The following is a 25,348-nucleotide window of genomic DNA, read 5'->3' on the forward strand; positions in this document are numbered from 1 at the left end:
TTTTGAAATAAATTGTTTGATGTGAAAAGGTTATTGAATCAAAATTTTTCTGGTGTTAGGATACAGATGAACTTAAGGAGGATCCATCATGGAATTAATTATCGATTCATCAAATATTGAACAAATTAAAGAACTAAATGAATTATTAACAATTACGGGTGTTACGACAAACCCTACAATATTAACAAAATCAAATAGAGAAGCAATGGATGTAGTAAAAGATCTTTGTGAGGTGTTGAGCGAAGATCAATTGTTATTTATTCAAACGGTACAGACTTCTTTTGAAGGTATTATGGAAGAGGCAAAAATGATTTCTTCCATTCGTAATAAAAATATGTATGTAAAGATTCCAGTTACACATGAGGGATTAAGAGCTATTAAAGAATGTAAAAAATTAGGAATTCACACATTGGCTACTGCCATTTATACTGCGGATCAGGCTTTTTTAGCTGCAATGAATGGAGCTGAATATTTAGCACCTTATACAAATCGTATGTGTAATTATGGAGATGGTGTTCAGGATGTGAAAGACTTGATTGAAATGTTGAGAGTGAATCATATGCCGGCTAAAGTGATTGCGGCAAGCTTTAAAAATACATATCAAGTACATGAATTGATCAAGGCTGGAATTCAAGCTGTAACTGTTCCTTGTGATGTTTTATATCAAATGATTGATCATCCGGGAACGAAGATTGCGGTGGGTGAATTTAGCGTAAATTGGCAAAGAGCTTATAATCGTAATACATTGGAAAAGTAGAGAAATCTACTTTTCTTTTTTCTGAAATAATTAGCACTTAAGTGTTGACAGTGCCAAAAATGGTGTTATACTATCATTAGCAATCATAAAGAGTGAGTGCTAAGTACAAGGAGGTGCTTATTTATGAATATCGATCAAATGTCAGAGCGTTTGCAGAAGATTTTAATGGATGCCATTAATTTGGCAAAATCCAACCAACATCCAAGTGTAGATACTGTGGATATGTTGGAAACGATTTTTAAGGATGATGTATTGGACGGCTTGTTTGAGCGTATTGGCTTGGATAAAAGTCGTGCTTTACAGATGGTTCAACAAGAATCGAATCGTGTCGCAAAGAGCTCAACAAGTAATATAAATTTATCCAATGAAGTGCAGAAATCGTTTGAAGATGCACAAAACTGGGCGAGTCAGCATGATGAAACTTATCTTTCTGTAGCTAGTGTATTTTTAGCTTTATTGTTTAATCGTTCTTATATTTCTAAAGAATTGGTAAGAACTTTTAACTTGAATAAAGATACTTGCTACAAGGCTGAATTAGAGCGTCGTAATGGTAAAAAATTTGATACGCCAAATTCAGAAGAGAATGTAGAAGCTTTAAAGAAATATGGTCGTGATCTAGTTCAGGATGTGCGTGATGGTAAGATTGATCCAATTATTGGACGTGATGATGAAATTCGTCGTGTTATGCAGATTTTATCTCGTAAGACAAAGAACAACCCTGTCTTGATTGGTGAGCCAGGTGTTGGTAAAACAGCCGTTGTTGAAGGGATCGCATGGCGTATTATGAAGGGTGATGTGCCTGAGTCATTAAAAGAGAAACGCTTGATTGAATTGGATATGGGATCTTTGATTGCCGGTGCTAAGTATCGTGGTGAATTTGAGGAGCGTTTAAAATCCATTTTGGATGAAGTAAAAAAATCGGATGGACAAATCATCTTGTTTATTGATGAAATTCATAACTTGGTTGGTGCAGGTAAAACCGAAGGTAGTATGGATGCGGCTAACTTATTAAAGCCAATGTTAGCTCGTGGTGAACTACATTGTATTGGTGCAACAACTTTCAATGAATATCGTAAATATATTGAAAAAGATGCGGCTTTAGAGCGTCGTTTCCAAAAAGTACAAGTTGCTCAGCCAAGTGTAGAGGATACAATCAGTATTTTGCGTGGATTAAAAGATCGTTTTGAAAGCTTTCATGGTGTACGTATTTTGGATGAAGCTTTAATTGCGGCGGCTACTATGTCCGATCGTTATATCACAGATCGTTTCTTACCAGATAAGGCCATTGACTTAGTGGATGAGGCTTGTGCTACGTTAAAGGTTGAAATGGAAAGTATGCCTCAAGAGTTGGATGAATTACAGCGTAAGATTTTACAACTTCAAATTGAAAAGACTTCTCTACAAAAAGAAGAAGATAAAAGAGCGGTTGAGCGTCGTGAAGAAATTGAAAGTGAATTGGCTTCTTTACAATCAAAGCGTGATGAAATGCATTCTAAGTGGGAAGACGAAAAACGTGGCTTGGCTAATGAAAAAGAGGATAAACAACGTTTGGAGAAAGCTCGTTTGGATTTAGAGCAAGCGCGTAATGAAGCTCGTTATGAAGATGCTGCTAAACTTCAATATGGCACGATTCCAGAATTAGAGGATCGTATTCAAAAAGAGCAGGCAAGTCAAAAAGAGGATGCTTTGATCCAAGAAACGGTCAATGAAGAATTGATTGCGAAAATCGTTTCTAGATGGACAGGCGTTGAAGTGACTCGTTTGGTTGCTTCTGAAAGAGATAAATTATTGAATTTGAAGGAAGAACTTGAAAAACGTGTTGTTGGTCAAAATGAAGCTCTAGAACTTGTAACAGATGCAATCTTACGTTCTAAAGCACAGATTCAAGATGAGAATCGTCCAATTGGATCGTTCATGTTCTTAGGGCCAACTGGTGTTGGTAAAACGGAGGTTGCCAAGGCTTTGGCTGAACAGTTATTTGATGATGAAAGACATATTGTGCGTATTGATATGAGTGAATACATGGAAAAACACAGTGTGGCACGATTAATTGGTGCTCCTCCTGGATATGTAGGATACGATGAGGGAGGTCAATTAACGGAGGCTGTTCGTCGTAATCCATATAGTATTGTCTTGTTTGATGAAATCGAAAAGGCGCATCCAGATGTATTCAATGTGTTACTTCAAATTCTTGATGATGGTCGTATTACAGACTCGAAAGGTGTTACGGTAGATTTTAAGAATACAATTATTATCTTAACATCTAACTTAGGTAGCCAATATGCCTTTGAATCTGGTGATGTACATGATAAATATATGGAAGAAGTAAAGCGTCATTTTAAACCAGAATTCATTAATCGTATCGATGAAATTATAGTGTTTAACGCATTAGATGATTCAGCCTTTATTAAGATTGCCCACAAGTTTGTCGGCTTGCTACAAAAGCGATTGGCTCAACGTGACATTACATTGAATGTAAGTGATGCTGTGTATAATCAGATCGCAAAGATGGGTGTTGATCCAGTGTATGGTGCTCGTCCTATGAAGCGTTATATTCAAAGAAATCTTGAAACACAGATTGCCAAGGAAATGATTAAGACTGGCGCTATGCAAGGGGATGTAATCAATGTAGATTGTCATAATGGCGAGTATACATTTGATATTCAAGGAAGATAGTGAAATATCTTCCTTTCTTTTCTTGTTTGGAGGTATAATAGTTTCAGGAAGTGATGTTATGTCTTTAAAAGATTGGATTCAAGAAAGTAATAATATAGTATTTTTTGGTGGTGCTGGAGTGTCTACAGAAAGTAATATTCCAGATTTTCGTAGTGACAATGGATTATATAAAAAGAAGTATCCATATCCGGCTGAGATTATGTTGTCACATAGTTTTTATTTAAGTCATCCTAAAGAATTCTTTGATTTTTACTTTAATCAGATGATTTATCCAGATGCCCAACCGAATAAGGCGCATTATGCTCTTTCAAAGCTTGAAAAAATGGGAAAGCTAAAAGGGATTGTGACACAGAATATTGATGGCTTACATCAGATGGCAGGTTCTAAAAAGGTCTATGAATTACATGGAAGTGTTTTAAGAAATACTTGTACGCATTGTCAAACAAAATATTCTCTAGAGGATATGATGAAACTAAGAGATAATGAAGGTATTCCTAGATGTAGCAAGTGTGGTGCCATCATTAAGCCAGATGTTGTTTTGTATGAAGAAGGCTTAGATGAATATACATTGTATTCGGCTATTCATGCGATTGAGCAGGCAGATCTTTTAATTGTAGGTGGTACAAGTCTTGTTGTATATCCTGCGGCTGGTTTAATTAACTATTTTCATGGCAAACATTTGGTTTTGATCAATAAAGATAGTACGAATATGGATTCAAAGGCGGATCTTGTGATTCATGATTCGATTGGTAAGGTTTTAGATGATTCACTATGTGAAGTTTATGTGAAATAAACACTAAACTTGAAATTTAGACATAAATAAACTAAAATTTTATCATGTCAGAAAGAAACAAGAAATCTTTTATCCGTGATGGATTATATAACATAGAAAGAACAATGCAGTTAGATCCGGCAGCACATTCAAAATGGGAAGTGTTTTGGTTGTATCCACATATTAAGGCAATTGGTTTACATCGTATTGCCCATTGGTTTTGGGTGCATAATCATACATTTATTGCGCGTTGGGTAAGCAATCGAGCAAGGCATTGGACAGGAATTGAAATTCACCCTGGTGCTGTGATTGGTCGTGGCTTGATGATTGATCATGGTATGGGAGTTGTGATTGGTGAAACGGCAATTATCGGGGATGATTGTCAGCTTTATCATGGTGTCACACTTGGTGGTACAGGAAAGCAACATGTCAAAAGACATCCAACTTTAGAGAATGGTGTATATATTGGCTGTGGCGCAAAATGTTTAGGAAATATCACTTTGAAAAAGGGGTGTCGTGTAGGGGCAAATGCGGTCGTCTTAAAAGATGTTCCTGAAGGGGCAACTGCAGTAGGTATTCCTGCAAGAATAGTAGAGAAGAAATAGGTGGTTGTATGTGGAAATATCGTTGTAAATCCCATTTAATAGCTTTAGTTATAGCTTTTTTAGTTGGACTTTGCTTAAGTGCGGTTGTATTTGCAAGTGGTATAGATATGAGTTCGGATATGTTGTCGAGTTCATTAAGTTCTGTGCCAGGTGTAGATACAGAATCACTGAAACAGGTTTTAACGTATCTACAAAATAATATGTGGATCTTATATGTGGGTGATGCCTTATTGATTTCAGGAATCATCAATATCATTTATATTGGACAATATGTAACATCACGATTCAACATCAGCCCATGGATCGTTATGTGTTTGATTTTCTTTTTACCTGAATACATGATCTATATAGGTGCCATCTTGGTTGTGCCTGCATTTGTTGTATGTATTTATGGAATGTTAAGTTTACGTAAAAACATTTCGAAAGAACGTCGCGAATTTAATTTTACAAGTGATGATGAATTGGTTCGTATGTATAAGATTCATCATGAATTGGATGAGTCTTATAAGGATCTCGCAAAGACTTGTCGTAAAAATGTGCGTAAATTAACAGGTATTTATGCGTTAGGTATTGTTGCCCTATTTGCGATTTTAATTGCCGTGAATAACATGATGCTTCTAGCTGTATTGTTGATGTTCTACTTATTTGCGTTTAATTTAGTGTTACGTTATCGTGCTGTATCACTTTTACCAATCACAAAATTATTATATGAAGATTGTAATCCTGAGGCTTGTGCGAGTGCCATTATTTACTATTGCACAAATTCAAAGGGACATACACGTTTGAGCCAGCACACATTGCTTGCACAATGCTTGATTTATTTAAATGATGCTGAACTTGCTCAAGATGTATTGATCAGCTATCCACGTAAGGATGCATCGAGTTCTTTACAATATTGGTCATTGATGTCTTACATCTATTATATGTTGAAAGATGAAGAGGCTTTATCTCGTTGTAAAGAAGAGGCACAAAATATTCGTCTTCATTATGGACGTGCGGGTGTCATGATTCAAAGTGAAGAAATGGCGGCCATTGAAAATAAAATCCATCTAATGGATGGGGATTTGAATACCTGTAAGAAATATTATTTACAAGGTCTACAAAGAGCGAATTTTCCTTTCCAGCAAGTAGATTCATGTTACTACATTGCTCTGATTTCATTTGTAGAAGAAGATTATAAATTGGCTCGCTTGTATTTTGAAAAAGTACTTGAGCTCGGAAATCGTATGTATTTTGTGAAAAAAGCGAAAAACTATTTAGATAAGATTGAAAAGATCAATCCTGAAACATCCAGTGATGAAGTAGAATATTCGTAGTAAATGAAAAATAGATTTCGCAAAAGCCAGTAATGTGGCCAAACATAAATGTGAACACAAAACTCAATCCAATGTTGATAAAAAACAGGATTGAGTTTTTATTTAAGTGAACCGGAATATAAAGAAACCATTCAAGGATAAACCAGGCTACAAAAAGAATGGAAAGCCATACGTGAAGGTCTTTTAAAAGTGTTATATCGTTATAGGGAATACTACATGAAAGAATCATGCCTAAACAGATTAGGGCATGATTTTTTTTATTGTAATTTACGTTATATTTCTCCCATATTTTTTTTGAATAATAATAAAATCCAATGGCTGAACTAAAGGCCCATAGAAATAAATATATGGGGTGATGTAGTTGATTTCCTATATAAGTCTGATTGTCATAGAAGACGTCAATCCAGCAAAATGGAAGGAAATTCAGGATGGCTTGGATTAAATAAACGTGAATATATGTTATAAATTTCATCATTTTTTCATTTTAGACAAAAAAACTCAAAAAATCAAAAAAATAATGAAAGTTTTCTGGAAAAAGTGCTAAAAAAAACGTTTAAGAGTATGGAGGTGATGAGATGTCCGAATGGATTGAACAAGATCACATGGATGAAAACCACTTGTATGTTCATTTGAAAAATCCAGAATTACTCGACCTATCCATTTTTGATCGATTATCGAACGATGATTTTTGTCTGCCTTGTATGTTGACGAACGAAAAAACGGCATCGATGGTGTATGCGATAGAAGGCTATATTCCTTTACATGATTTTTTAAGTCAGTATGTGTTTGAAAAAGAAGAAGGCTATATATTCTTGCATCAGTTATTTGAACAAGCCATCGCATCCAATCGCAATAAACCAGTTCTATTTGACCCAGACTACGTATTTGTCTCTAGTTTTGGAGACCGCTTTGCGTTTGTCGTGGTGCCCATTCAAATATCAAACTGGATGTTTCAAAAGGTTATGTCAGAAAAATGGGTGGAGTACATCGCAAAAACAATGCAGACTACAACCGCTTTTGAAATCCCTGGATTTTTATTGAAGTTTTTAAAGAGTGCTGAGTTTAGTTTACCCAATCTTGTCTTAGGTCTGGATAATATACGAAATTTATATTATCCGAAAAAGTTTTCTTTCTTTAAAAACAAGAGAATGCAGACATTTAAAGTCAAAGAACCCATACAAGCTTTCCATAAAGAGAAGCCTGTTGAATCTGTTTTGGAAGAAAAAACACAGCTTTTACAAGTAAAAGTAGATTTTTATGCCTACCTATTATGCGATCAGGAAAAATATGCATTGTGCAATGAAATCAATCTAGTGGGAAGAGCGATGGTATGTGATGTCCGTATACAGGATGCGAGTATATCTTTAAAACATGCCAAGATCGTATGTGAAAATGATCGGTACTATATACAAGATCTAAAGAGTACGAATAAGACGTATCTGAACGAAAAAGAAGTGAAACGTAAGATGCGATTAAAAGATGGCATGACGATACGATTTGGTGATGTCGTGTGTGAATTTAAAGAACAATAGATATAAGGTCATACATACCTATAATGCCAATGTTTATCGTGTTATGGATGAATTGAGTACGTGTGTTTATATTTTAAAAATCTGTCCAGATTATGAAACAAAACGATATAAACATCAATTTAAAACAGAGATCAATGTGCTCTCTAACTTAAATTCGATCCATGTCCCTAGCTTGATCACTTGTTTTGAAGAAGACTTTGCACAATGTTTTGTCGAAACGTATATTCCAGGAATCAACGCAAGACAATACTTTCAAAACCATCGTTGTTTATTCAAAAAGTATCGCTTGCTAATTGATGTTTTAAAAGTCCTGCAAGATCTGCATCAGATTGGCTATCTCTATATTGATTTAAAACTTGAAAATATTATTTATTATCAGAACCATTTTTATTTAATTGATTTTAACGCATGTATTGAAAATCACTCGCATGTGGCAGTGATGGCTTCAAAATCCAATTGTGCACCTGAATTATTAACATTGATTGAAAAAGATATTCGTTGTGATATCTATGCACTTGGTTCTTTGATTCAAGAACTTTTCGGCATAAGTATGATGCCCATAGTTCTTTTGTGTCATCAAAAACAAGAGCGAAGAATATCTCGATTATCCACATTTAAGAACTTGATTTTTATACATATCATCATTCGAATCTTGCTTGTACTTTCTATATGTATTCTGTCTGTCTTCCGTACAAGTCCAAAAAGTGTCTTTGATGCGTACTACACCCATCATCAAATTGCCTTATTTGAAAAAGCGTATAAAGAGTCTGATAAAAAAGATCGTTTATATACGTGGATCTCTAATGGATGGATCTTGGATGAAGTATATGTCAATGAACAGGCATCTTTATTTTTAATGGAGGAGGCAATAGCGACAAAAGATGCTACTTTGATTCGATATGTATATGATCGTGTTTCTTTAGATAAATGGCCAGAGCTTCAAGCACTTGTGTTGGTGTATTTAAATCCGGATGCCACACATATTGATACGTGTATTGAGCTGGTTAATTCAAATAACTTGCTTCTAAAAGATAAATTGAACGTTTTAAATCAATGTCTTCAGTTTGGTTTGCATAAAGAAATTAAAATTTCGATTCAACCGATTAAAGAATGGATTGAAAGTATAAATCCAGAGACATTAAAAACGTATCAAGCCGAATTTGAAAATTTAGGATGTAATTACTTGGAATATGTACTTTTATTACGAAATAAGGAGAGTGAAAATATGGAAATTCCAGTGGTTTTTATTGACAATTTAAAAAGTGAAAGATGGAAAGATCTTTATGAATTTTGGAGGAGCCTATGATTGTTTCTCTACAAGATGTTGAATATACAGATTTTATATATTGGCAGGAAACAGAAAGCTTTATAAATGGTGTGGCCTCTGCGACAGGAAATGTTGAGTTGTTCTTTGATGAAAAAGTGGATCGAGACTCTAGTTTAGTTATTTATGATGGCAAAGAAATTGATTTAAACCAAGAACATACTTTTATCGATATTCAAAAAGAAGGAATCACGCAGCTTGTATTTATTTTAAAAGATATAGATGGTTATGCTTTACAGGAAGGTGAAAAAACAATTCTATTAGATACGACAATACCAGATATTGTATTCAATGCAGGCAATCAAAATATCATAGATGTGCTTCCTTTAGAAGATAAAGAAACTATTCATGTAAAGATATTCGAACAAAATGTGAAAAGTATTGAGGTTTATTTAGATGATGAACAAATGGATTGTGAAGAACTTGAATTTGATGTGGATGTTACATCCAAAAATAAATCTTTACGAATAATCTGTACAGATATTGCACAAAATAAGTTGGAAAGAGAAATTAAAATTTTACCTATTGAATATCCTGAATGTTTATTAAATTCTGTCGTGTACACAAAAGAAAATCATTCTAATCTGCAATTTGAATCTGTATGTAAACAGGCTTTTAATCTGCATGTATATTGTGATGGTATATATTATTATTCACTCGATTTAGAAGACAAAAATAAAGTGTTGATTGATCATTCAAAAAATGGAAAGTATACATTTGAGTTAGAACATAAAGAGTATCCACAATTTAAAAAAAGTATCGAAGGCTCTATTGAATATTCTAATATTTTGCCAATAGTCACATTAACTCCTTCAAGTAAGCTATCCAATGAGGATGTCATTGTGAAAGCAATCCGTAATGTATCTAAATTAGAAATAGGATATATAGATGTGGATCTCAATGGTATTAAAACGCGCTATGCGCTCAATGAAACGATTCGTTTACCAGCCATACAGAATCAGGATGTCATCTATTGTGTGAGTGCGTATGCCAAAGATATATATGGACATGAGGTAAGTGATCAAATTTATGTCCAAATCGATAAAAAAGCCCCTTCAAGTCAGTTGTTTATGAATAATGAAAGGGTTGTGGATCGCATGAATTTAAAGAAACAACCCAGTCTAGAATACAAGTATGATGATGCAAATGCGTATATGCGGGTGGAATACTATTTAAATGATACTTTCATGGATATGGATTTTGAGAAAGTCTTTAATCGTATGATGAAAGATGATGTATTAAAAATTGTGACATATACAAATGATGTGCTGATGAACCTAGAAAAGAAAGAATATGAATTTGTATTTAGTCCCGATAAAGAGATTGAAATGGTTTCAAAAAGTGAACAAGTTCTAGAAAAAGATGAAGTGGTTGAATTTGAACGTGTCTGGGTTGTAAATGAAGATAATGAAGTGGTCTTAAAAAAGAATACGAAACATATTCAAAAGGTTTCTAAGCCCAAAATTCACTATACGCGTAAAAAGAATAAGGTACAAATATGGTCTGAAGATAAGATCGAGTATGTTTTAGTCAATGGTAAACGTGTACAGATTGAAAAAGATGTGGTGGGACATGATTTTGTCGAGATTTCGTTAAAAAAGAAAAAGACTTCAATTGAGGTAAAGACAAAGCATCGCAAAGTATTAAAAAAAGAAGAAATCAAAAGGTCAGCTGTGAGAATCACCTCTATACAGAAAATAAGGATGTGGCTCAAACAAATCTTTAAATTATGATCAAACTATGGGTATACACAGACAAATCCTGCCACTACTTTGATTTGAACTGCGCAAAGTCATTTTCAAAGTACTTCTTTGAAAAAAGAAGGAATGGTGTGTGTATCGTATGGAATCAATCTAAAAAAATATTGAGATATGGCGAATCGTGTATTCTAGGTGAAGTTTTATTTTATTTAGAAGAAATAGAAAGTACAATGTGCCATTTTCCAATTTCTAAAAAGATAAAGGTTGGAAGAAGTGAAGCATGTGATATTCAATTATGTACAAATGGAGTGTCTAGGTATCATTTTCAAATTGAAGAAGGTGTATTACAGGATTTTGATAGTTTGAACGGTACGTATGTCAATTCGAAACGAGTTAAAAGATGCAGCCTTTGTATGCAGGATGAAATTGTGTTTGCGAACATTCGCATGATTTATTTTAAAAACTATGTGCTTTTGGATATGGTCAATAATCCTTATAGTAATGTAGAGCTAGATTGTAAAAATGCAGTATATTATCCGTCCTGTTTAAATGTTGAAATGCCAAAGGTTCAAAAATTTGATATTCAGATGCCACAAATTATGCGTACAGTTCAAAAACAAAGTCTTTTTAGTGCGATAGGACCGAGTTGTATGATCGCAAGTTCTGGTTTTATCTCGTCCATTTTGATTGGGTATCTTCAAAAACAAAGAATAGAATCACTCTTCACAAGTATGATCAGCTCTTTGACAATGGCATTTACTTTTATGGTGTATGGCCTTTACAACCGGAATTATCAATACAAATTAAGTGTAAAAGAGAGCACAAAAAGTATCGATATGTATAATGCCTACATAGAGAAGATGTATGAAAAGGGTGTTATATCTAAAGGTACATTTAAAAAGCAGATGGATGAATATATTACTAAATATATAGATACATATCAACACGAAAACAGAGATGTGATCTATGTCGGGTGTGCATACAATGCGTGGTGCAAAATAAGTTATCGTGAAGTTTCGTATGAATATGCACTTGATGAGTTGATGCAGAAAAGAGAACAGTTAATTTCAAATTTAAATCAATTTGTACAAGTTCCTATATTTTTGAGACATGGAGAGGTTTGTTGGATTCAAGGCGATGTGAAGGCAAGTATTATTTTATTTGAAAATTATTTGTGGTATTCCAAACAAAAACGTAAATGGGTATGGCTTCAACAGTTTGATGGAATGAAACAAATTCTTTTAAATCCCTATTGTGCTATTTGTGAAAAAATCGATACCGATACAATTGTCGTTGATGTAGAAGGAAAATATCTTCCTAAGTCGTATTATTGTTTGATTTATGTGGGGAACCAAAAACCATCTTTCCATTATGACTACCAAATTGAAACAATTGCGATAACAGAATTAAGCTTAGATCGAAAACGGTTTGTATTGCGGAATGAAGATTCAAATTTCTATGATCAACTAATCAAAATAGGTCCTATTCGAAAATCTGAGTATGTAATGAAAGTTCCCGTAGGTATTGATGAGTCCCAACAAATTGTTGTTATGGATTTTCAAGAGTATGGGCCTCATGGCTTAGTTGCAGGAATGACAGGTTTTGGCAAGAGTGAATTTATTAGTTTTCTTTTGATGATGCTGATATGGCATAATACACCTCAACAATTTCAATATGTATTGATCGATTTTAAGGGCGGTGCCTTTGGACAACCCTTTTATGAATTTGCGCATTGTGCAGGAATTGTGACCAATTTAGATGCACAATCTATGGAACGTTTCTTTCAGAGCATGAATTATGAATTGGAGAAAAGGCAACGCTTGTTCTTAAAAGAAAAAGTATCGGATATTCATTCCTACAATAAGATCCATACAATGTCACATTTATGGATCTTTGTGGATGAATTTGCCCAATTGAAAATGCGATTTCCACAATTTATGTCACAACTGCAGGAAATTGCACGAATTGGAAGATCACTAGGCATCCATTTGGTTTTAAGCACACAAAAACCTTCTGGCATCATTGATGATCAAGTTTGGTCCAATACAACTTGGCGAGCTTGTTTTCATGTGAGTAGTATACAAGATAGTCGTGAAATGCTTCAAAATGAAATGGCGTATCATTTAAAAAATCCAGGTGATATGATTCTTCAACACCAACAAAAGAATCAATCTTGTCGAAGTTTTTATTTACAAAGTTCAATAGATGAAATATGTTGGCGTGAAATCAACGAGAAAAAGGAAGTACTGCATTCAAAACATCATGCGGGTAAGCGTGTCATGGATGTATTAAAGGATCAAATTCATGATTTAAAGGAAGTAAGAGAATGGGTGTTATTACCGAAAGACATTCCGGAACATGTATTTGGTGTGTTAGATCTTCCTTTTGAACAAAAACAATGTGAAATTGAATTTATGTCAATACAGTTGTTTTATACAAAAAGTCTAGATATTGTATATCGTTTGATCAAGTATTTTGAAAATGAAACAATCTATGTCTATGGAACAAATATGTTGGATTCCTATGTTGATTTTAGTTTCTTTCAATCTCGCTATTTTTCAAAGATTCATGAAGGTGTTTGTATCATTTTTGAAGATGAGAATTTGGATCTTTCTGAATTGGATGAACGTGTAATTTCGTTTGTGGTTACGAATAATGAAAATACAAATTTTAAATGGATCTTAAATAAGTATGTATTTGATATAGAGAGTTTAGATGATAAACGGATATTTTTTGACACCTACCATCTGCCTTCGTATCTAAATATGACGCTGTATCACAATACATATGTTGAAATTTTATATCGAAAGATAAAAGAAACAAATCTTAAATCAAGAGCTACAAAATCGATGATATTCAATAAGGATAAAAATTGTATTGGTTTTGAATGTAAAGGTGATCGACCGGTTTTTATGGATGAAACAAAAAAGTTGTTCATTTTATATATGCATACGGATTATGTACATGAAGTAAATCGTATATGTGAGAGTTTAGCACATTTAAAAATTACGAGTGATTGGCATCAAGAGAGTGATGTATATGTCGTGTGTGTAGATGTTAGTTTATTGAATGAGGATGCATTTCAAAAGAAACTATACAATGCTCAAATTGTATGGGTTGGTTATGGTTTAAAAGAATATGGATATATGTTAAAGCGAAAGCTTCCATATGAACATTTTGATTGTGTCTTTTTTAAAGATCAAAATGAAGGGGTTGGTATTTGTGAATGAGGTTGGTATATATTTGTCACTTGATCTAAGAATGGTATATGTATCTCAATTGTATGTTGTAAAAATGTTTTTGAATGAGTTTTTAGGTTATGAAATACAGTATGTGTTTAATGTGACAGGAAATTATTTTTTAGCTTTAAATAAAACGTTTCAAGAAAATCAAATCGCTTATGGCGATATCTTAATCTATGGGAGGTAAAAATGAAAATATCAGTGGATTATTCTGAAGTATATCAAGCAAGTGTCTATGTAAAAAACAAAGCGGATAGCTATAATGATCTAATTCAGAATCTTTATAAAAAAGTGGAGCAGATGCAAAGTATCTGGCAGGGTGTAGATCATTTAGCTTTTCAAAATCAGCTAGAAGAATTTAGACCTTCATTAAATGAAATGTATCAAGTGATTCAAGAATACAGCAATGTATTGAAGCAGACAGCTTCGGTTTATGAACAGCTTCAACAAGATCGTGTTGCACAAGCTAGATTGTTGTTGTAGAAGGAGAAAAGTATGGCACAAATTCAAATATCAAGTGAAGATGTAATGGCATATTCTAAGCAGGTGGATGCGTATGCCAATGAGATTCGAACTGTATTTAACGAAATTGAATCCAGAATGTATTATGTGGAATCTATTTGGCAATCTCCAGCTTCGAAATACTTTATGGAACAATTTCAAACGTTGAATCCAGCAATGATGTCGTATTTAGATACGTTAGCACGCTTTTCTACGTACTTACATCAAACCGCAAATCTATATCAGGAAAACGAACAATCTTTGATGCGTTATGAATGAGATAAATTTCTACAATGCCTTGTCTAGTGATTTAAGTGCGTTGTTAAATCAGACAAAAAATATTGTATCGAATGAAGAGTTTGTCTATGTGAATCAAAAGGTCAGTCGAATTCAATATTTGATTCAAATTCAGATGCAGGGGATTATGAATCGTGAACGGCGATAGTATAGCTTGTCAAAATCTAAGTCTTGAATATAAGGCGCTCGCTTCTAGGCCTCTATCTTCAAAAGATCCGACAATTAATGAAAGGCAATATCGCATCGCAAAAGAAATAATGGATATTGCGAATTATTTATCGAAGAGTGCATCTTTAATTGAGTCTTGCGAGCACAAACAAAGTGCTTGGAAACCTGGAAAGGTGAATTTGATCAAGTATACAAACTTGAATTTAGTTTCACAATTGACAAAACAGAGTCGCTATTCGTATGGTTCAGTTCGCTATACAAAGTCATTTAAAGAATGGAATAAAAATTACACAAAGCCTTATTTCCATGTAGGGGCCGATGCCACACTTCTTGATGGAGAAATTAAATCGAGTATTAGTGCAAGAATATGGAAGAACAAGAAATTTGATCCGCGTATAGTATTAAATGCCGAGTCAAGTCTAGCGTTATTATCTTCTACAGTAAATGCGCGTATTGGAAATTCAAAAGTTTATGCGAGCGCTCGAGCAACAGGGCAAGTTGGTGTTGCGTATGCGACTTGTAAAGCTGCTTTTTCTAGGAAAGAACAGTCGTTTGAAGCTGGAGTTGGTGTTGCAGCCTTACGCGGCGAAACACGTTGTGTATTGAACATTCTTGGGGCGAAAGTCACTTTAACGGCACAAGGAAGTGTAGGTAGTGCAGAGGCTAATTTCTCTTATCATTTTTCTAGCAGGGAGTGGGAAATCGGCTCAAAACTTGGCTTTATTGCGGGACTGGGCTTTAAAATCAACGTAAGTTATTAGAAAGGAGTCGGCATGAAAGATTTATTACCGATTGGTAGTGTTGTCACTTTAAAAGAGGGGACAAAGAAATTAATGATCATGGGGCGTCTTCAACAAAATATGAAGACAAAAAAACTCTATGATTATGCGGGATGTTTATGGCCAGAAGGCTATATGGATAAGGAGCATTGTTACGTATTTGATCATGAGGATATAGATTGTTTATTCTATATAGGGTTACAGGATATAGAAGAATTTAATTTTCGGTTTGAACTGGATGAAATGATGAAAAAAATGGGCCACTAGACTATTGTCTAATGGCCTTTTGTTTAGTCGTCTGATTTAGATAAATCAGGTCTAGAAACTAGATATTCAGGATTGTTTGCCTTTAAATTATTGAATACATCTTGATCGTGTACTTCAAAATTATATTTCTTTAAATAATAAACAAGACAAGCTTTTGTGACATCATCATCACTGCTCAATGTTGTATATACATCATCTTTAATGTCTTTGTATGTATTGGATACTAATACGGCAACATATGCATATGTTGTTCCACTGCTTTCGTTTGTGAAGACTTCGTCAATGACTCCAGCTTTTTTTGTCTTTGACAATGTATTGATCAAACGAGTTGATAAATCCGTAGTCTTTGTCGTTATCAATGTTTCTTTTCCAGAATATTTTGCAGAATCAACCATGTATTGTTGAGCTACTTCTTCTGGATCTGTTCCACTCTTTAATGCTTTCAAAGCTTTTTTAGCAGTTGCCTTATTCTCACATTGAATGATACGAGCTTTACTTGGTTTATATGTTTTTTGGACGTCTTTCTTTGCGTCTGTGAAGTATTTTTCGGTTAATTCACTTGCTTGTAAACTTGGGATTAGAACTTTATTCATATATTGTTTACTATTTTTGTAGCCCAATGATTGAATTTGTTCATTAAAGTTTTCCATGTTTTCTTTGTAGTTGTTAACTTGTTCTTGTGCTTTTTCCTTCATTTCCTTTGTAACTTTGACTTCTTGTTTGTAGATAGCCTGTTTTACAAGTTCCATTGTAAGATCTGTACCAGTTGATACTTTCAATAATTCATATTCATCACCCTTAGTGTATTTTGTATCACCAATAGTCATGATTGTTTCATCTTTATCCTTGATGGTTGCGGTAGCTCCAGAGCATCCTGTCAACATCATGGTAGCACATACGAATAATATAGGTGTCTTTTTCATTATTGATCACCTCCATAAGTTGTTTTTACATAGCTGTCGAATTTTTTCTTTGTATCTTTATCGTTGAATTTAATATCTAATTTTTTTGCATACGAATCTAAAATCTTGTATGAAAGAGAAGAATCACTGTTTAAGATGGCATACAATGCTTGGTTTGAAACAGTGTCACTTTTTGCGTTAAAAATCTTCTTTGAATTTGTTTCTTTTACATATACCTTATATAAGCTTGTTCCACTTGAACTTGTAACTGTGATCCAGTCACTTGTTTCACCTTTTTTAAGGCCGATTGCAGCTGTTACAACATCAGCAGGAACCGTTGATGTTGAACTTGAATCCGAACTTGTTGAGTTTGAATCTACATATCCTGCAAATCCATTTTTATTAGCGGTATTTGAATCTTCAGAGAAGGCTTTAGCGACATCCGCAAAGCTTTCTTTTTCTAAAGCCTTATCAATATTACTTTTCTTTTTAGCTTCTGTTTCTGTTAGATTATCGGCATCGCTAACATCCATCTTAATAATGGATACGGTTCTTGGATTTTTTTCTTCCCAAGCCTTTTTCACTTCATCAAAATGTTTAGTGATATATTTTTTATTCATTTCTTTTTCTTTTACACTTGTTAAGCAATAATCATTAAGTTCTTCATAGGATGCATAACCATATTTAGCAAGTTCTGTTGTTAGTGTAGATTCATAGTCATCACTTTGACTAGATGCGTTAGATTTAATATTAGACTCTAATGTGCTTGCCTGTTTCTTTAAATCTTTTGTAGTTTTGATAGATTGATCGATAACGGCATTTTTATACATATTGTAGATAGTAGAGCCATCATAAGGTGTGGATTCATCATATAAATCATCAGCGGTAATGTCATCCTTATTAATGGAAGCAACAACTTGTTCATTGTTGGTTGTTTTTGCGGAAACATTATCTTTATTGGTGTCGTAGATGAAGTAGCCAATAAAACCAATAATGATGATGGCAATAAGTACGACAAACCAGTTATTTCGTAAAATATCAGTCATAATTAACCTCCTTGAGAATGTCTTTTCAATTATACGAGATATCTTTTTAAATTGCAATGAAGGCTCGAGATGTATTAATTGAGATTTTAATAATTATTTGGTATTATATTGCAGTGAAAAGAGGTAGAAGGTATGGCAGATTTGGTCATTAAGGATCTTCATGTATCCGTGGAGAATAAAGAAATTTTAAAAGGGTTGAGCTTAACTGTAAAATCAGGTGAGCGTCATGCCCTAATGGGACCTAATGGAAATGGTAAGTCTACATTGCTTGCAGCCATTATGGGTAATCCAAAATATACAGTTACATCTGGTTCAATCACATTAGATGGAAAAGATGTACTAAAAATGTCAGTCGATGAAAGAAGTAAGGCAGGACTTTTCTTGGGTATGCAATATCCTAGTGTTGTTTCTGGTGTTACAAACTCTGACTTTTTAAGAAGCGCAATCAATGCACGTTTAGAAAAACCAATCTCATTATTTAAATTTATCAAAGAAATGGATAAAGCGATTGAACAATTAGAAATGAAACCAGACTTGGCTCATCGTTTCTTAAATGATGGCTTTAGTGGTGGTGAAAAGAAACGTAATGAAATCGTTCAAATGATGATGTTAAAACCAGCCATTGCGATGTTGGATGAAATTGACTCTGGACTTGATGTCGATGCATTGCGTATTGTTTCGGATGCCATCAACCAATGTCAGCAACAAACAGATCTTGGTTTATTGATCGTATCTCACTATGCACGTTTCTATGAATATTTACAGCCAACACATGCTCACGTATTAATGGATGGACAAATTGTTGTATCTGGTGATGCTAGTTTAGTTGAAAAAGTTGACCAGGATGGATATGAATGGATTGAAAAAGAGTACCACGTAACCGCAAATAAAGAAGAAGATAAACAACCTATTTCTTTAGGTTCTTGTGGAGCTAAAAAATATGCTTAATCGCAAGGAAGTTCACAATAGCGAAACTTTAAACATTCAAATTGATTCTCATGATCAAAAATCATATTTAATTGAATTGAGTAAAGATTGTACAAAATTTGATTTGAATGTGGAGTGTTTAGAAAATTCTTTTTCAAAATTCTTTATTTTAAACCATGCTGAAAGTGCGTGCGAATTAAACATTAATATGGTACTTAAACAAGATGCCAACTGCCAAATGGGTGTCTTGGATCTAGAAAAAAGCCCATTGAAATGGAATCACTATGTGGATCTAAAAGAGCAGGGGGCTGAATATGAAATTTTAAGTGGTCAATTATGTCAGGAACACATCGAAAAAGTATGTGATATGGAAGTAAGACATAATGCGCCTCATACAAATGGTCAAATGAAAAACTTTGCCGTTTTATTTGATTATGGACAATATCAAATGGTTGCCAATGGAAATATCAAAAAAGGATGTTTCGATGCTCAGTCTCATCAGGCAACGCGTGTATTAACTTTGGGCCAGGGACATAAGACAAAAGTTATTCCACTATTATTAATTGATGAAAATGATGTAAAGGCAAGCCACGCTCTAACAATTGGGCAGCCAGATGCTGATCAGCTATATTATCTACAGTCTCGTGGATTGAGCACAAAACAAGCTGTTGGATTGTTAAGTGTTGGTTATTTCTTGCCAGTTATTGATTTAGTAGAAGATGAAGAATTGAAAGATAGTCTTCGTCAAGAAATGGAAAGTAAGGTTGGATTATATGGACATCAGTAAAATTCGTAAAGATTTTCCGATTTTAACGCGTAAGATGTCTGATAAACCTCTAGTGTATTTAGATAATGGGGCTACGACATTAAAGCCTCAACCCGTGATTGATGCCGTAGTGAATTATTATACATACCTTGGTGCTAATGCTCACCGTGGTGATTATGAAATGAGTGCACAGGTCGATGCGGCTTTTGAAGGGGCTCGTGTTCGTACTCAAAAATTCTTAAATGCGAAACACAAAGAAGAAATCGTATTTACTTCAGGTTCGAGTGAAGGCTTGAACCTTGTAGCTATGATGGTTACAGAACAGCTTTTACATGAAGGTGATGTCATTTTAAGTGACGAAAGTGAACATGCCTCAAGTATCTTGCCTTGGATGCAGGCGGGAAAGAAAAAAGGAACTAAAATCGATTACATTCCTTTGGATGAAGAGGGTAAGATCACAGTTGAAAACTTTAAAAGTGTCTTAACTGATCAAGTTAAAGTTGTTGCGATAGCAATGGTTTCTAATGTTTTGGGTTTTGTGGCTCCCGTTAAGGAAATCGCCAAGATCTGTCATGAACGAGGCATTTTGTTAGTGATTGATGGAGCGCAGAGTACTCCTCATTTAAATATTGATGTGCAGGATTTAGATTGTGATTTCTATGCGTTCAGTGCTCACAAGATGTGTGGTCCTACAGGCGTAGGTGCTTTATATGGCAAGAAAAAATGGTTGGATCAGCTAGAACCAATTTTTTATGGTGGCGAAAGTAATGCGCGCTTCGACAAGTCTTGTTCATTAACTTTAAAGGAAACACCATTAAAGTTTGAATCGGGAACACAACCAATTGAGGGTGTAATTGGTATGGCAGCTGCCATGGATTATTTGGATGCGATTGGAAAAGAGAATATTCATGCGCATGAAGTAGAATTAAAGGAATATTTCTTAAAAAAAGCCAAAGCTTTAGGGAATATTGTTGTATACAACGAAAATGCGAAGAGTGGAATTGTGACATTTAATGTGAAGGATAAAGATCAAATGATTTTTGCACAAGATGTCGCTAGCTATTTAAATACATTTGGTATTGCCGTTCGTTCAGGACAGCATTGTGCTAAATTACTTCCGGAAGTGTTGAAGACTCCGGGTACTTGTCGTGCAAGTTTCTATTTGTACAACACAAAAGAAGAAGTCGATCAATTGATTGATGCTTTGAAGAATGCGACAGTGGAAAACTGTGTCAGCATTTTCTTTTAGGAAGGAAGCTTAATTATGTCAAATATTGATCCAATGTTGATGCGCCAGATTATTATGGATCATTATGACTATCCTCGTAATAAAGAATTGACAAAAGACAATGGTTACATGTCACGTCATATGGCGAGTGATTCTTGTATTGATGATATTACGGTGCAGACAAAAATTTCAGATGGAAAAATTGATGATATTCGTTTTGATGGGGTTGCCTGTACGATTTCAACAGCTTCGACTTCAATTATGTCTGAACTATTAAAAGGAAAGACGACACAAGAAGCAAAAGAAATTATGGACAATTATTTCAAAATGATTGATCAAAAAGAATATGATGAAGATGTTTTAGATGAGGCCATAGCGTTTCAAAATGTTGGAAAACAAGCCAATCGTATCAATTGTGCTACAATTGGATGGAAGGCTATGCGTGAAATGATTAAGGAAAGTGAGGATGGAAAAGATGAGTAACGAAAAAGATATCGCACTTTCTAGTGAATATGAATATGGTTTTCATGATAAAGATGTCAGTGTTTATAAAACCCAAAAGGGATTGAATGAAGAAACAGTTCGTACGATCTCAAAAATCAAAAATGAGCCTGAATGGATGTTGCAGCTAAGACTGGATGCATATCATTCTTTTGAAAAGCAACAAAATCCAAATTGGGGTCCAGATTTAAGTGAAATCAACTTTGATGATTATACATACTACATCAAACCAAGTGATAAACAGGAAAAGTCATGGGATGAAGTTCCAGATACGATTCGTAATACGTTTGATAAGCTAGGAATTCCGGAAGCGGAACAAAAATTCTTAGCCGGTGTATCTACGCAATATGAGAGTGAAGTTGTATATCACAATATGTTAGAGGAAGTGGAAGAGAAGGGTGTTATCTTCTTGGATACGGATTCTGCATTAAAGGCATGTCCAGATTTATTAAAGAAATATTTTGGTAAACTTGTTCCTTATACAGACAATAAATATGCAGCTTTAAATACGGCTGTATGGTCAGGTGGATCCTTTATTTATGTACCAAAGGGTGTGAAGTTGGAAAAACCACTTCAATCCTATTTCCGTATCAACTCCATGCAGATGGGACAGTTTGAAAGAACGTTGATCATTGTAGATGAGGGTGCCGATGTACATTATGTAGAAGGATGTACGGCACCAACGTATTCAAAGGATTCTTTACATGCGGCAGTTGTAGAAATTTATGTACATAAAAATGCGAAGTGTCGTTATTCAACGGTACAAAACTGGTCAAGCAATATCTTGAACTTAGTGACTAAGCGTGCAAAAGTATTTGAAAATGGACACATGGAATGGATTGATGGAAACGTGGGTTCCCATGTAAATATGAAGTATCCAGCTTGTATTTTAGCTGAGCCATACGCAAAGGGAACAACGATTTCGATTGCGGTAGCCGGTGAAAACCAGATTCAGGATGCAGGAAGTAAAATGATTCATTTAGCTCCTCATACTTCGAGTACAATTATTTCTAAATCCATTGCACGTAATGGTGGTGAAGTAAACTATCGTGGTTGGGTAACACATTCTAAAAATGCAGCATATGCCAAGAGTAAAGTTGAATGTGATACTCTGATTTTAGATAAGAAATCACGTAGTGATACAGTTCCGATGAATGTATCTTATAATGATACGTCTCAAATTGAGCATGAGGCGACAGTTTCAAATATTAGTGAAGAACAATTGTTCTATTTAATGTCTCGTGGTTTAACTCGTTCTCAAGCTACGGAAATGATCGTTATGGGATTCTTAGAACCATTTACGCGTGAACTTCCAATGGAATATGCGGTTGAATTGAATCAAATGTTGAAACTGGATATGAGTGACAGCATTGGATAAGCGAAAGTTGTGCATTCAAAGGCGTAGTTCATTATCAAATTCAAAAAGATTTGAAAAGGAAAAGGCAATCACAAATTGTGTTTTGCCTTTTTTAAAAGGAAAAATAGGAACGTATATTCCAATTCGAAATGAAGTGGATGTATATGCAAAGTTTCATGATGAATTTGATTTATATATACCTAAGATGTTAGATGATACTACGATTGCCTTTTATTCGGATCGAGAAGAAAAAAGTAAGGGTCCATTTTCGACAATTGAACCCATTGGGATGCATGAGGTAAAAAATTTAGATGTGATTTTAGTACCGGTCGTTGGATTCTTTGGAACGTATCGAATGGGGTATGGAAAAGGCTATTATGATCGGTATTTAAGTAAAAGTTCTGCATTGAAGATTGGGGTAGCATTTGATGTGCAGGAAATGGAATTTGATGTAAAACCAACCGATGTGAAGTTAGATATGATCATTACAGAATCGAGGATATTACGATGAAGATATTATTTTTTGGGGATAGTAATACGTGGGGCTATGATGCCAAAGATGCGTCTAGACAACCAAATCGTTTTACGCAGCTTGTTAAAAAGGCATTTAGTGAACATGAAATTATTGAGGAAGGCTTATGTGGTCGAACATTGTGCTTGGATGATCCGTATGATGCGGATCGTAATGGAGCTAAAATGATTTCGATGGTTTTAAAAACGCATGCTCCCATTGATGTTGTGTTTATTATGTTGGGAACGAATGATGCGAAGCGTCAATTTTCAACGAATTCCATTTCTTTAGAGAAGGGGATTCGTACTTTGATGTATAGAGCTTTAAATCCGGAAAACTATCGTGATGGATCTAAACTACCTAAATTTTTTGTGGTGTGTCCACCTAAAATGAATGTGGATGGCTTAAAGAATGAAAGAACAGCTAGTAATTTTGGTCAAGCTGGATTTGATATTTTAGTAAATACAAAGCCATACTTAGAAAAAGGTTGTTCTGGTTTGAATGTAGAAGTGATTGATACGAGTGCTGTAGCTGGAAGTTTGGATGGAATCCATATGGATGAGAAGGGTCATAAACTTGTGGCGGATGCCTTGATATCTATAATTAAAGAATTATAAGAAGGGAGATCATCAATGAGTGCTTATACAAATGGTTTAGCGTTCTGGAAGCATTTTGAAGAAAAACAGGGTGCAATTATTAATTGTTTAAAGGCCGAACAATATGAAGAATTAAACGAATTGATTCAAGAATTGGATGAAGAGGTAATGGAAATTAGTGGTGCCCATTTCTTTGTCGAAAGCTTTTATGATTCTTTTGAGATGACCTTTGACACAGGTCCAAATAAGACAACGCAATATTTGTGTCAGATGCTTTGTGACATTGCACCTAAGAGTGTGAAACAAAACTGGATCATGAATGCGACTTTACCGCCTATGTCGCAAAAGGCGATTCAGGCCATGGTTCAAATCAAAAATGAGGAATATACTTTAGCAGATTTTCATGTATTCTATCAAATTGAAAATGATATGTTGGATTGTAAAGTATATTGTCCTGGATTTAATTTGATTGGTAATCCGGAAAATAAAAAAGAAATGAGTATGTATCTTATGGAGCTTGCGATTGGCCAGCTTGCGTATGAAGCATATATTTGTCGTGTTGATTTTATCGATACGCCAGACTCAGATATGAAGTTCTGTCAAATGATTGATTTTTATGAAGTGATTATGGCTCTTGTTGAGAAGAATCATTGGAAAGTATATGATAAGCCAATTGATATTTATTCGGTATATCAGCCAATTCAGGATTTTGCGCACGATGCCTTAAGAAAAGATATGAAGCTTATTTTTACTACGCATCCTTTATTGGTGGAACAAACGATTGAGGAAAAGGAAGAAGTGCTTGCAGATCTATCGAGTAAAGATGGTGAGTTTGGCTATGTGTATTATTCGAATCCTTTCCATAATAAAGAAGATGCTTTGTATCGCCAGAAATTATCGAAACAATTGGATGAAACTATTTCTAAGGTGCATGCAGGTAAAGTGGTTGGGGGAGCTATTGGTAAGAGCTTTTCCTATATTGACTGGATTGTGTATGATAAAGATGTATTTATGAAGGTATTTAACCAATTAAAAAAACAGCTCGATGCGAGTGTCGAACTGTATTATCAAAAATTTTAATGACTTTGAATATCAGCGCAGGCGTTAAGCAGGCGCTGTCTTTTCATTCCAGTGATTTCTTTTTCGGGATTTTCTAAGAAACGAGCTAATACGTCAGCGTCTTTTAAGGCTTCACAAAGTGGTGAGTCAAAAGATTCTTTTTTGGAATGTTGACGAATCGCATAAGTAATATCATCTATTTCTGTAGTTTTAAATAAGCCACTTTCTTTTAAGTACTTATAGGCGTGAAGACTTGATAATTTGGCATGTTGAGAATGTGGGCAGTTGTCAATAAATTGAGCGTAGTCATGAAATAGAGCAGCTACTTTAGCTCGTTCTAGATTTGTGCCTCTTGCCATGGCAATAAATGTAATGGAAAGGTCCACACTCGCAGTATGGGTAAGGGCGGCTACTTTTAAATCTTCATTATAAATTTTGGCATATTGAGAATATACATATTCTTTTACTTTTTCATATCGCTCTAACATAAAATCCCTCTCTTTCATGAAAAAAGCGCAC

25 protein-coding genes are annotated in these 25,348 nt (G+C 34.4%); 22 read left to right on the forward strand and 3 right to left on the reverse strand.

The features are described from left to right. Positions 1 to 88: 88 nt before the first annotated feature. From NE544_RS02505 to NE544_RS02570, 14 genes are all read left to right on the forward strand, one after another. Positions 89 to 757 carry a transaldolase family protein gene (locus NE544_RS02505; protein WP_118115035.1) on the forward strand — a complete coding sequence of 223 codons (669 nt, stop codon included), beginning with the start codon at positions 89 to 91 and terminating at the stop codon, positions 755 to 757. A gap of 123 nt (positions 758 to 880) precedes the next feature. Next, positions 881 to 3,433: an ATP-dependent Clp protease ATP-binding subunit gene (locus tag NE544_RS02510; RefSeq protein WP_256268213.1), complete on the forward strand. Its 2,553-nt coding sequence runs from the start codon at positions 881 to 883 to the stop codon at positions 3,431 to 3,433. 58 nt (positions 3,434 to 3,491) lie between these two features. After that, positions 3,492 to 4,226, forward strand: coding sequence for an NAD-dependent protein deacylase (locus NE544_RS02515; RefSeq protein ID WP_118114812.1), 735 nt, complete (start codon positions 3,492 to 3,494; stop codon positions 4,224 to 4,226). Positions 4,227 to 4,270: 44 nt separating this feature from the next. Further along, positions 4,271 to 4,810, forward strand: a complete 540-nt coding sequence (epsC, locus tag NE544_RS02520) for a serine O-acetyltransferase EpsC (protein WP_256268214.1) — start codon at positions 4,271 to 4,273, stop codon at positions 4,808 to 4,810. An 8-nt stretch (positions 4,811 to 4,818) separates the two neighbouring features. Then, entirely contained in the window at positions 4,819 to 6,126 is a 1,308-nt protein-coding gene (locus tag NE544_RS02525; RefSeq protein ID WP_256268215.1) for a hypothetical protein, read from the forward strand. A gap of 575 nt (positions 6,127 to 6,701) precedes the next feature. Next, positions 6,702 to 7,658, forward strand: coding sequence for an FHA domain-containing protein (locus tag NE544_RS02530; protein WP_256268216.1), 957 nt, complete (start codon positions 6,702 to 6,704; stop codon positions 7,656 to 7,658). Next, positions 7,639 to 8,964 carry a protein kinase family protein gene (locus tag NE544_RS02535; RefSeq protein ID WP_256268217.1) on the forward strand — a complete coding sequence of 442 codons (1,326 nt, stop codon included), beginning with the start codon at positions 7,639 to 7,641 and terminating at the stop codon, positions 8,962 to 8,964. The genes NE544_RS02530 and NE544_RS02535 overlap by 20 nt, the downstream gene beginning before the upstream one ends. Then, positions 8,961 to 10,715 (forward strand): hypothetical protein, encoded by a 1,755-nt coding sequence (locus NE544_RS02540; protein ID WP_256268218.1) that lies wholly within the window; start codon positions 8,961 to 8,963, stop codon positions 10,713 to 10,715. The genes NE544_RS02535 and NE544_RS02540 overlap by 4 nt, the downstream gene beginning before the upstream one ends. A 98-nt stretch (positions 10,716 to 10,813) precedes the next feature. Next, a complete protein-coding gene (locus NE544_RS02545) occupies positions 10,814 to 13,912 on the forward strand; it encodes an FtsK/SpoIIIE domain-containing protein (protein WP_256268219.1) in 3,099 nt (1,032 codons plus the stop codon). 201 nt (positions 13,913 to 14,113) lie between these two features. Then, positions 14,114 to 14,407: a WXG100 family type VII secretion target gene (locus tag NE544_RS02550; RefSeq protein ID WP_117571493.1), complete on the forward strand. Its 294-nt coding sequence runs from the start codon at positions 14,114 to 14,116 to the stop codon at positions 14,405 to 14,407. 12 nt (positions 14,408 to 14,419) lie between these two features. Then, a complete protein-coding gene (locus NE544_RS02555) occupies positions 14,420 to 14,704 on the forward strand; it encodes a WXG100 family type VII secretion target (RefSeq protein ID WP_118114820.1) in 285 nt (94 codons plus the stop codon). Further along, entirely contained in the window at positions 14,697 to 14,870 is a 174-nt protein-coding gene (locus tag NE544_RS02560; protein ID WP_227993150.1) for a hypothetical protein, read from the forward strand. The genes NE544_RS02555 and NE544_RS02560 overlap by 8 nt, the downstream gene beginning before the upstream one ends. Continuing rightward, entirely contained in the window at positions 14,857 to 15,651 is a 795-nt protein-coding gene (locus NE544_RS02565; RefSeq protein ID WP_256268220.1) for a hypothetical protein, read from the forward strand. Before NE544_RS02560 ends, NE544_RS02565 begins: the two co-directional genes overlap by 14 nt. 12 nt (positions 15,652 to 15,663) lie before the next feature. Beyond that, positions 15,664 to 15,936, forward strand: a complete 273-nt coding sequence (locus tag NE544_RS02570; RefSeq protein ID WP_117924795.1) for a DUF4176 domain-containing protein — start codon at positions 15,664 to 15,666, stop codon at positions 15,934 to 15,936. A 23-nt stretch (positions 15,937 to 15,959) separates the two neighbouring features. Here the strand turns inward: NE544_RS02570 and NE544_RS02575 are convergent, their stop codons facing one another. Continuing rightward, positions 15,960 to 16,859: a hypothetical protein gene (locus tag NE544_RS02575; RefSeq protein WP_256268221.1), complete on the reverse strand. Its 900-nt coding sequence runs from the start codon at positions 16,857 to 16,859 to the stop codon at positions 15,960 to 15,962. Then, the gene (locus tag NE544_RS02580; protein WP_118114823.1) at positions 16,859 to 17,884 is read right to left on the reverse strand and encodes a peptidylprolyl isomerase; all 1,026 of its coding nucleotides are present in this window, start codon (positions 17,882 to 17,884) and stop codon (positions 16,859 to 16,861) included. Before NE544_RS02580 ends, NE544_RS02575 begins: the two co-directional genes overlap by 1 nt. Positions 17,885 to 18,016: 132 nt before the next feature. Here NE544_RS02580 and sufC point away from each other — a divergent pair, with 132 nt between their 5' ends. From sufC to NE544_RS02620, 8 genes are read left to right on the forward strand one after another with little or no spacing between them, the layout of a single operon-like run. Then, entirely contained in the window at positions 18,017 to 18,832 is an 816-nt protein-coding gene (gene sufC / locus NE544_RS02585; protein ID WP_256268222.1) for a Fe-S cluster assembly ATPase SufC, read from the forward strand. Next, positions 18,825 to 19,598: a SufD family Fe-S cluster assembly protein gene (locus NE544_RS02590; RefSeq protein ID WP_227993163.1), complete on the forward strand. Its 774-nt coding sequence runs from the start codon at positions 18,825 to 18,827 to the stop codon at positions 19,596 to 19,598. Before sufC ends, NE544_RS02590 begins: the two co-directional genes overlap by 8 nt. Next, on the forward strand, positions 19,585 to 20,826 hold the full coding sequence (locus tag NE544_RS02595) for an aminotransferase class V-fold PLP-dependent enzyme (protein WP_227993165.1): 1,242 nt from the start codon (positions 19,585 to 19,587) through the stop codon (positions 20,824 to 20,826). Before NE544_RS02590 ends, NE544_RS02595 begins: the two co-directional genes overlap by 14 nt. 15 nt (positions 20,827 to 20,841) lie before the next feature. Next, positions 20,842 to 21,288, forward strand: coding sequence for a Fe-S cluster assembly sulfur transfer protein SufU (gene sufU, locus NE544_RS02600; RefSeq protein ID WP_118114826.1), 447 nt, complete (start codon positions 20,842 to 20,844; stop codon positions 21,286 to 21,288). Further along, entirely contained in the window at positions 21,272 to 22,684 is a 1,413-nt protein-coding gene (sufB, locus tag NE544_RS02605) for a Fe-S cluster assembly protein SufB (RefSeq protein WP_370866034.1), read from the forward strand. Before sufU ends, sufB begins: the two co-directional genes overlap by 17 nt. Then, complete coding sequence (locus NE544_RS02610) at positions 22,677 to 23,174, forward strand: 5-formyltetrahydrofolate cyclo-ligase (protein WP_256268223.1); 498 nt, start codon at positions 22,677 to 22,679, stop codon at positions 23,172 to 23,174. The genes sufB and NE544_RS02610 overlap by 8 nt, the downstream gene beginning before the upstream one ends. Next, complete coding sequence (locus tag NE544_RS02615; protein WP_256268224.1) at positions 23,171 to 23,791, forward strand: GDSL-type esterase/lipase family protein; 621 nt, start codon at positions 23,171 to 23,173, stop codon at positions 23,789 to 23,791. Before NE544_RS02610 ends, NE544_RS02615 begins: the two co-directional genes overlap by 4 nt. 15 nt (positions 23,792 to 23,806) lie before the next feature. Further along, the gene (locus NE544_RS02620) at positions 23,807 to 24,850 is read left to right on the forward strand and encodes a hypothetical protein (RefSeq protein ID WP_118114829.1); all 1,044 of its coding nucleotides are present in this window, start codon (positions 23,807 to 23,809) and stop codon (positions 24,848 to 24,850) included. Here NE544_RS02620 and NE544_RS02625 read toward each other — a convergent pair. Beyond that, positions 24,847 to 25,317 (reverse strand): HD domain-containing protein, encoded by a 471-nt coding sequence (locus NE544_RS02625; RefSeq protein WP_118114830.1) that lies wholly within the window; start codon positions 25,315 to 25,317, stop codon positions 24,847 to 24,849. The genes NE544_RS02620 and NE544_RS02625 overlap by 4 nt on opposite strands. Positions 25,318 to 25,348: the final 31 nt, after the last annotated feature.

It is taken from the genome of Holdemanella sp. MSK.7.32 (genome assembly GCF_024460475.1).
In the GTDB taxonomy this organism is placed as follows: domain Bacteria; phylum Bacillota_I; class Bacilli_A; order Erysipelotrichales; family Erysipelotrichaceae; genus Holdemanella.

Excerpts from the sequence above, each read along its gene's own strand:
- NE544_RS02595 (WP_227993165.1), top strand. The coding sequence starts at position 19,585 with ATGGACATCAGTAAAATTCGTAAAGATTTTCCGATTTTAACGCGTAAG.
- sufU (WP_118114826.1), top strand. The coding sequence starts at position 20,842 with ATGTCAAATATTGATCCAATGTTGATGCGCCAGATTATTATGGATCAT.
- sufC (WP_256268222.1), top strand. The coding sequence starts at position 18,017 with ATGGCAGATTTGGTCATTAAGGATCTTCATGTATCCGTGGAGAATAAA.
- NE544_RS02590 (WP_227993163.1), top strand. The coding sequence starts at position 18,825 with ATGCTTAATCGCAAGGAAGTTCACAATAGCGAAACTTTAAACATTCAA.
- NE544_RS02615 (WP_256268224.1), top strand. The coding sequence starts at position 23,171 with ATGAAGATATTATTTTTTGGGGATAGTAATACGTGGGGCTATGATGCC.
- NE544_RS02575 (WP_256268221.1), bottom strand. The coding sequence starts at position 16,859 with ATGAAAAAGACACCTATATTATTCGTATGTGCTACCATGATGTTGACA.
- NE544_RS02625 (WP_118114830.1), bottom strand. The coding sequence starts at position 25,317 with ATGTTAGAGCGATATGAAAAAGTAAAAGAATATGTATATTCTCAATAT.
- NE544_RS02515 (WP_118114812.1), top strand. The coding sequence starts at position 3,492 with ATGTCTTTAAAAGATTGGATTCAAGAAAGTAATAATATAGTATTTTTT.
- NE544_RS02580 (WP_118114823.1), bottom strand. The coding sequence starts at position 17,884 with ATGACTGATATTTTACGAAATAACTGGTTTGTCGTACTTATTGCCATC.
- NE544_RS02570 (WP_117924795.1), top strand. The coding sequence starts at position 15,664 with ATGAAAGATTTATTACCGATTGGTAGTGTTGTCACTTTAAAAGAGGGG.
- epsC (WP_256268214.1), top strand. The coding sequence starts at position 4,271 with ATGTCAGAAAGAAACAAGAAATCTTTTATCCGTGATGGATTATATAAC.
- NE544_RS02620 (WP_118114829.1), top strand. The coding sequence starts at position 23,807 with ATGAGTGCTTATACAAATGGTTTAGCGTTCTGGAAGCATTTTGAAGAA.
- NE544_RS02510 (WP_256268213.1), top strand. The coding sequence starts at position 881 with ATGAATATCGATCAAATGTCAGAGCGTTTGCAGAAGATTTTAATGGAT.
- sufB (WP_370866034.1), top strand. The coding sequence starts at position 21,272 with ATGGAAAAGATGAGTAACGAAAAAGATATCGCACTTTCTAGTGAATAT.
- NE544_RS02505 (WP_118115035.1), top strand. The coding sequence starts at position 89 with ATGGAATTAATTATCGATTCATCAAATATTGAACAAATTAAAGAACTA.
- NE544_RS02540 (WP_256268218.1), top strand. The coding sequence starts at position 8,961 with ATGATTGTTTCTCTACAAGATGTTGAATATACAGATTTTATATATTGG.
- NE544_RS02555 (WP_118114820.1), top strand. The coding sequence starts at position 14,420 with ATGGCACAAATTCAAATATCAAGTGAAGATGTAATGGCATATTCTAAG.
- NE544_RS02560 (WP_227993150.1), top strand. The coding sequence starts at position 14,697 with ATGAATGAGATAAATTTCTACAATGCCTTGTCTAGTGATTTAAGTGCG.
- NE544_RS02530 (WP_256268216.1), top strand. The coding sequence starts at position 6,702 with ATGTCCGAATGGATTGAACAAGATCACATGGATGAAAACCACTTGTAT.
- NE544_RS02525 (WP_256268215.1), top strand. The coding sequence starts at position 4,819 with ATGTGGAAATATCGTTGTAAATCCCATTTAATAGCTTTAGTTATAGCT.
- NE544_RS02550 (WP_117571493.1), top strand. The coding sequence starts at position 14,114 with ATGAAAATATCAGTGGATTATTCTGAAGTATATCAAGCAAGTGTCTAT.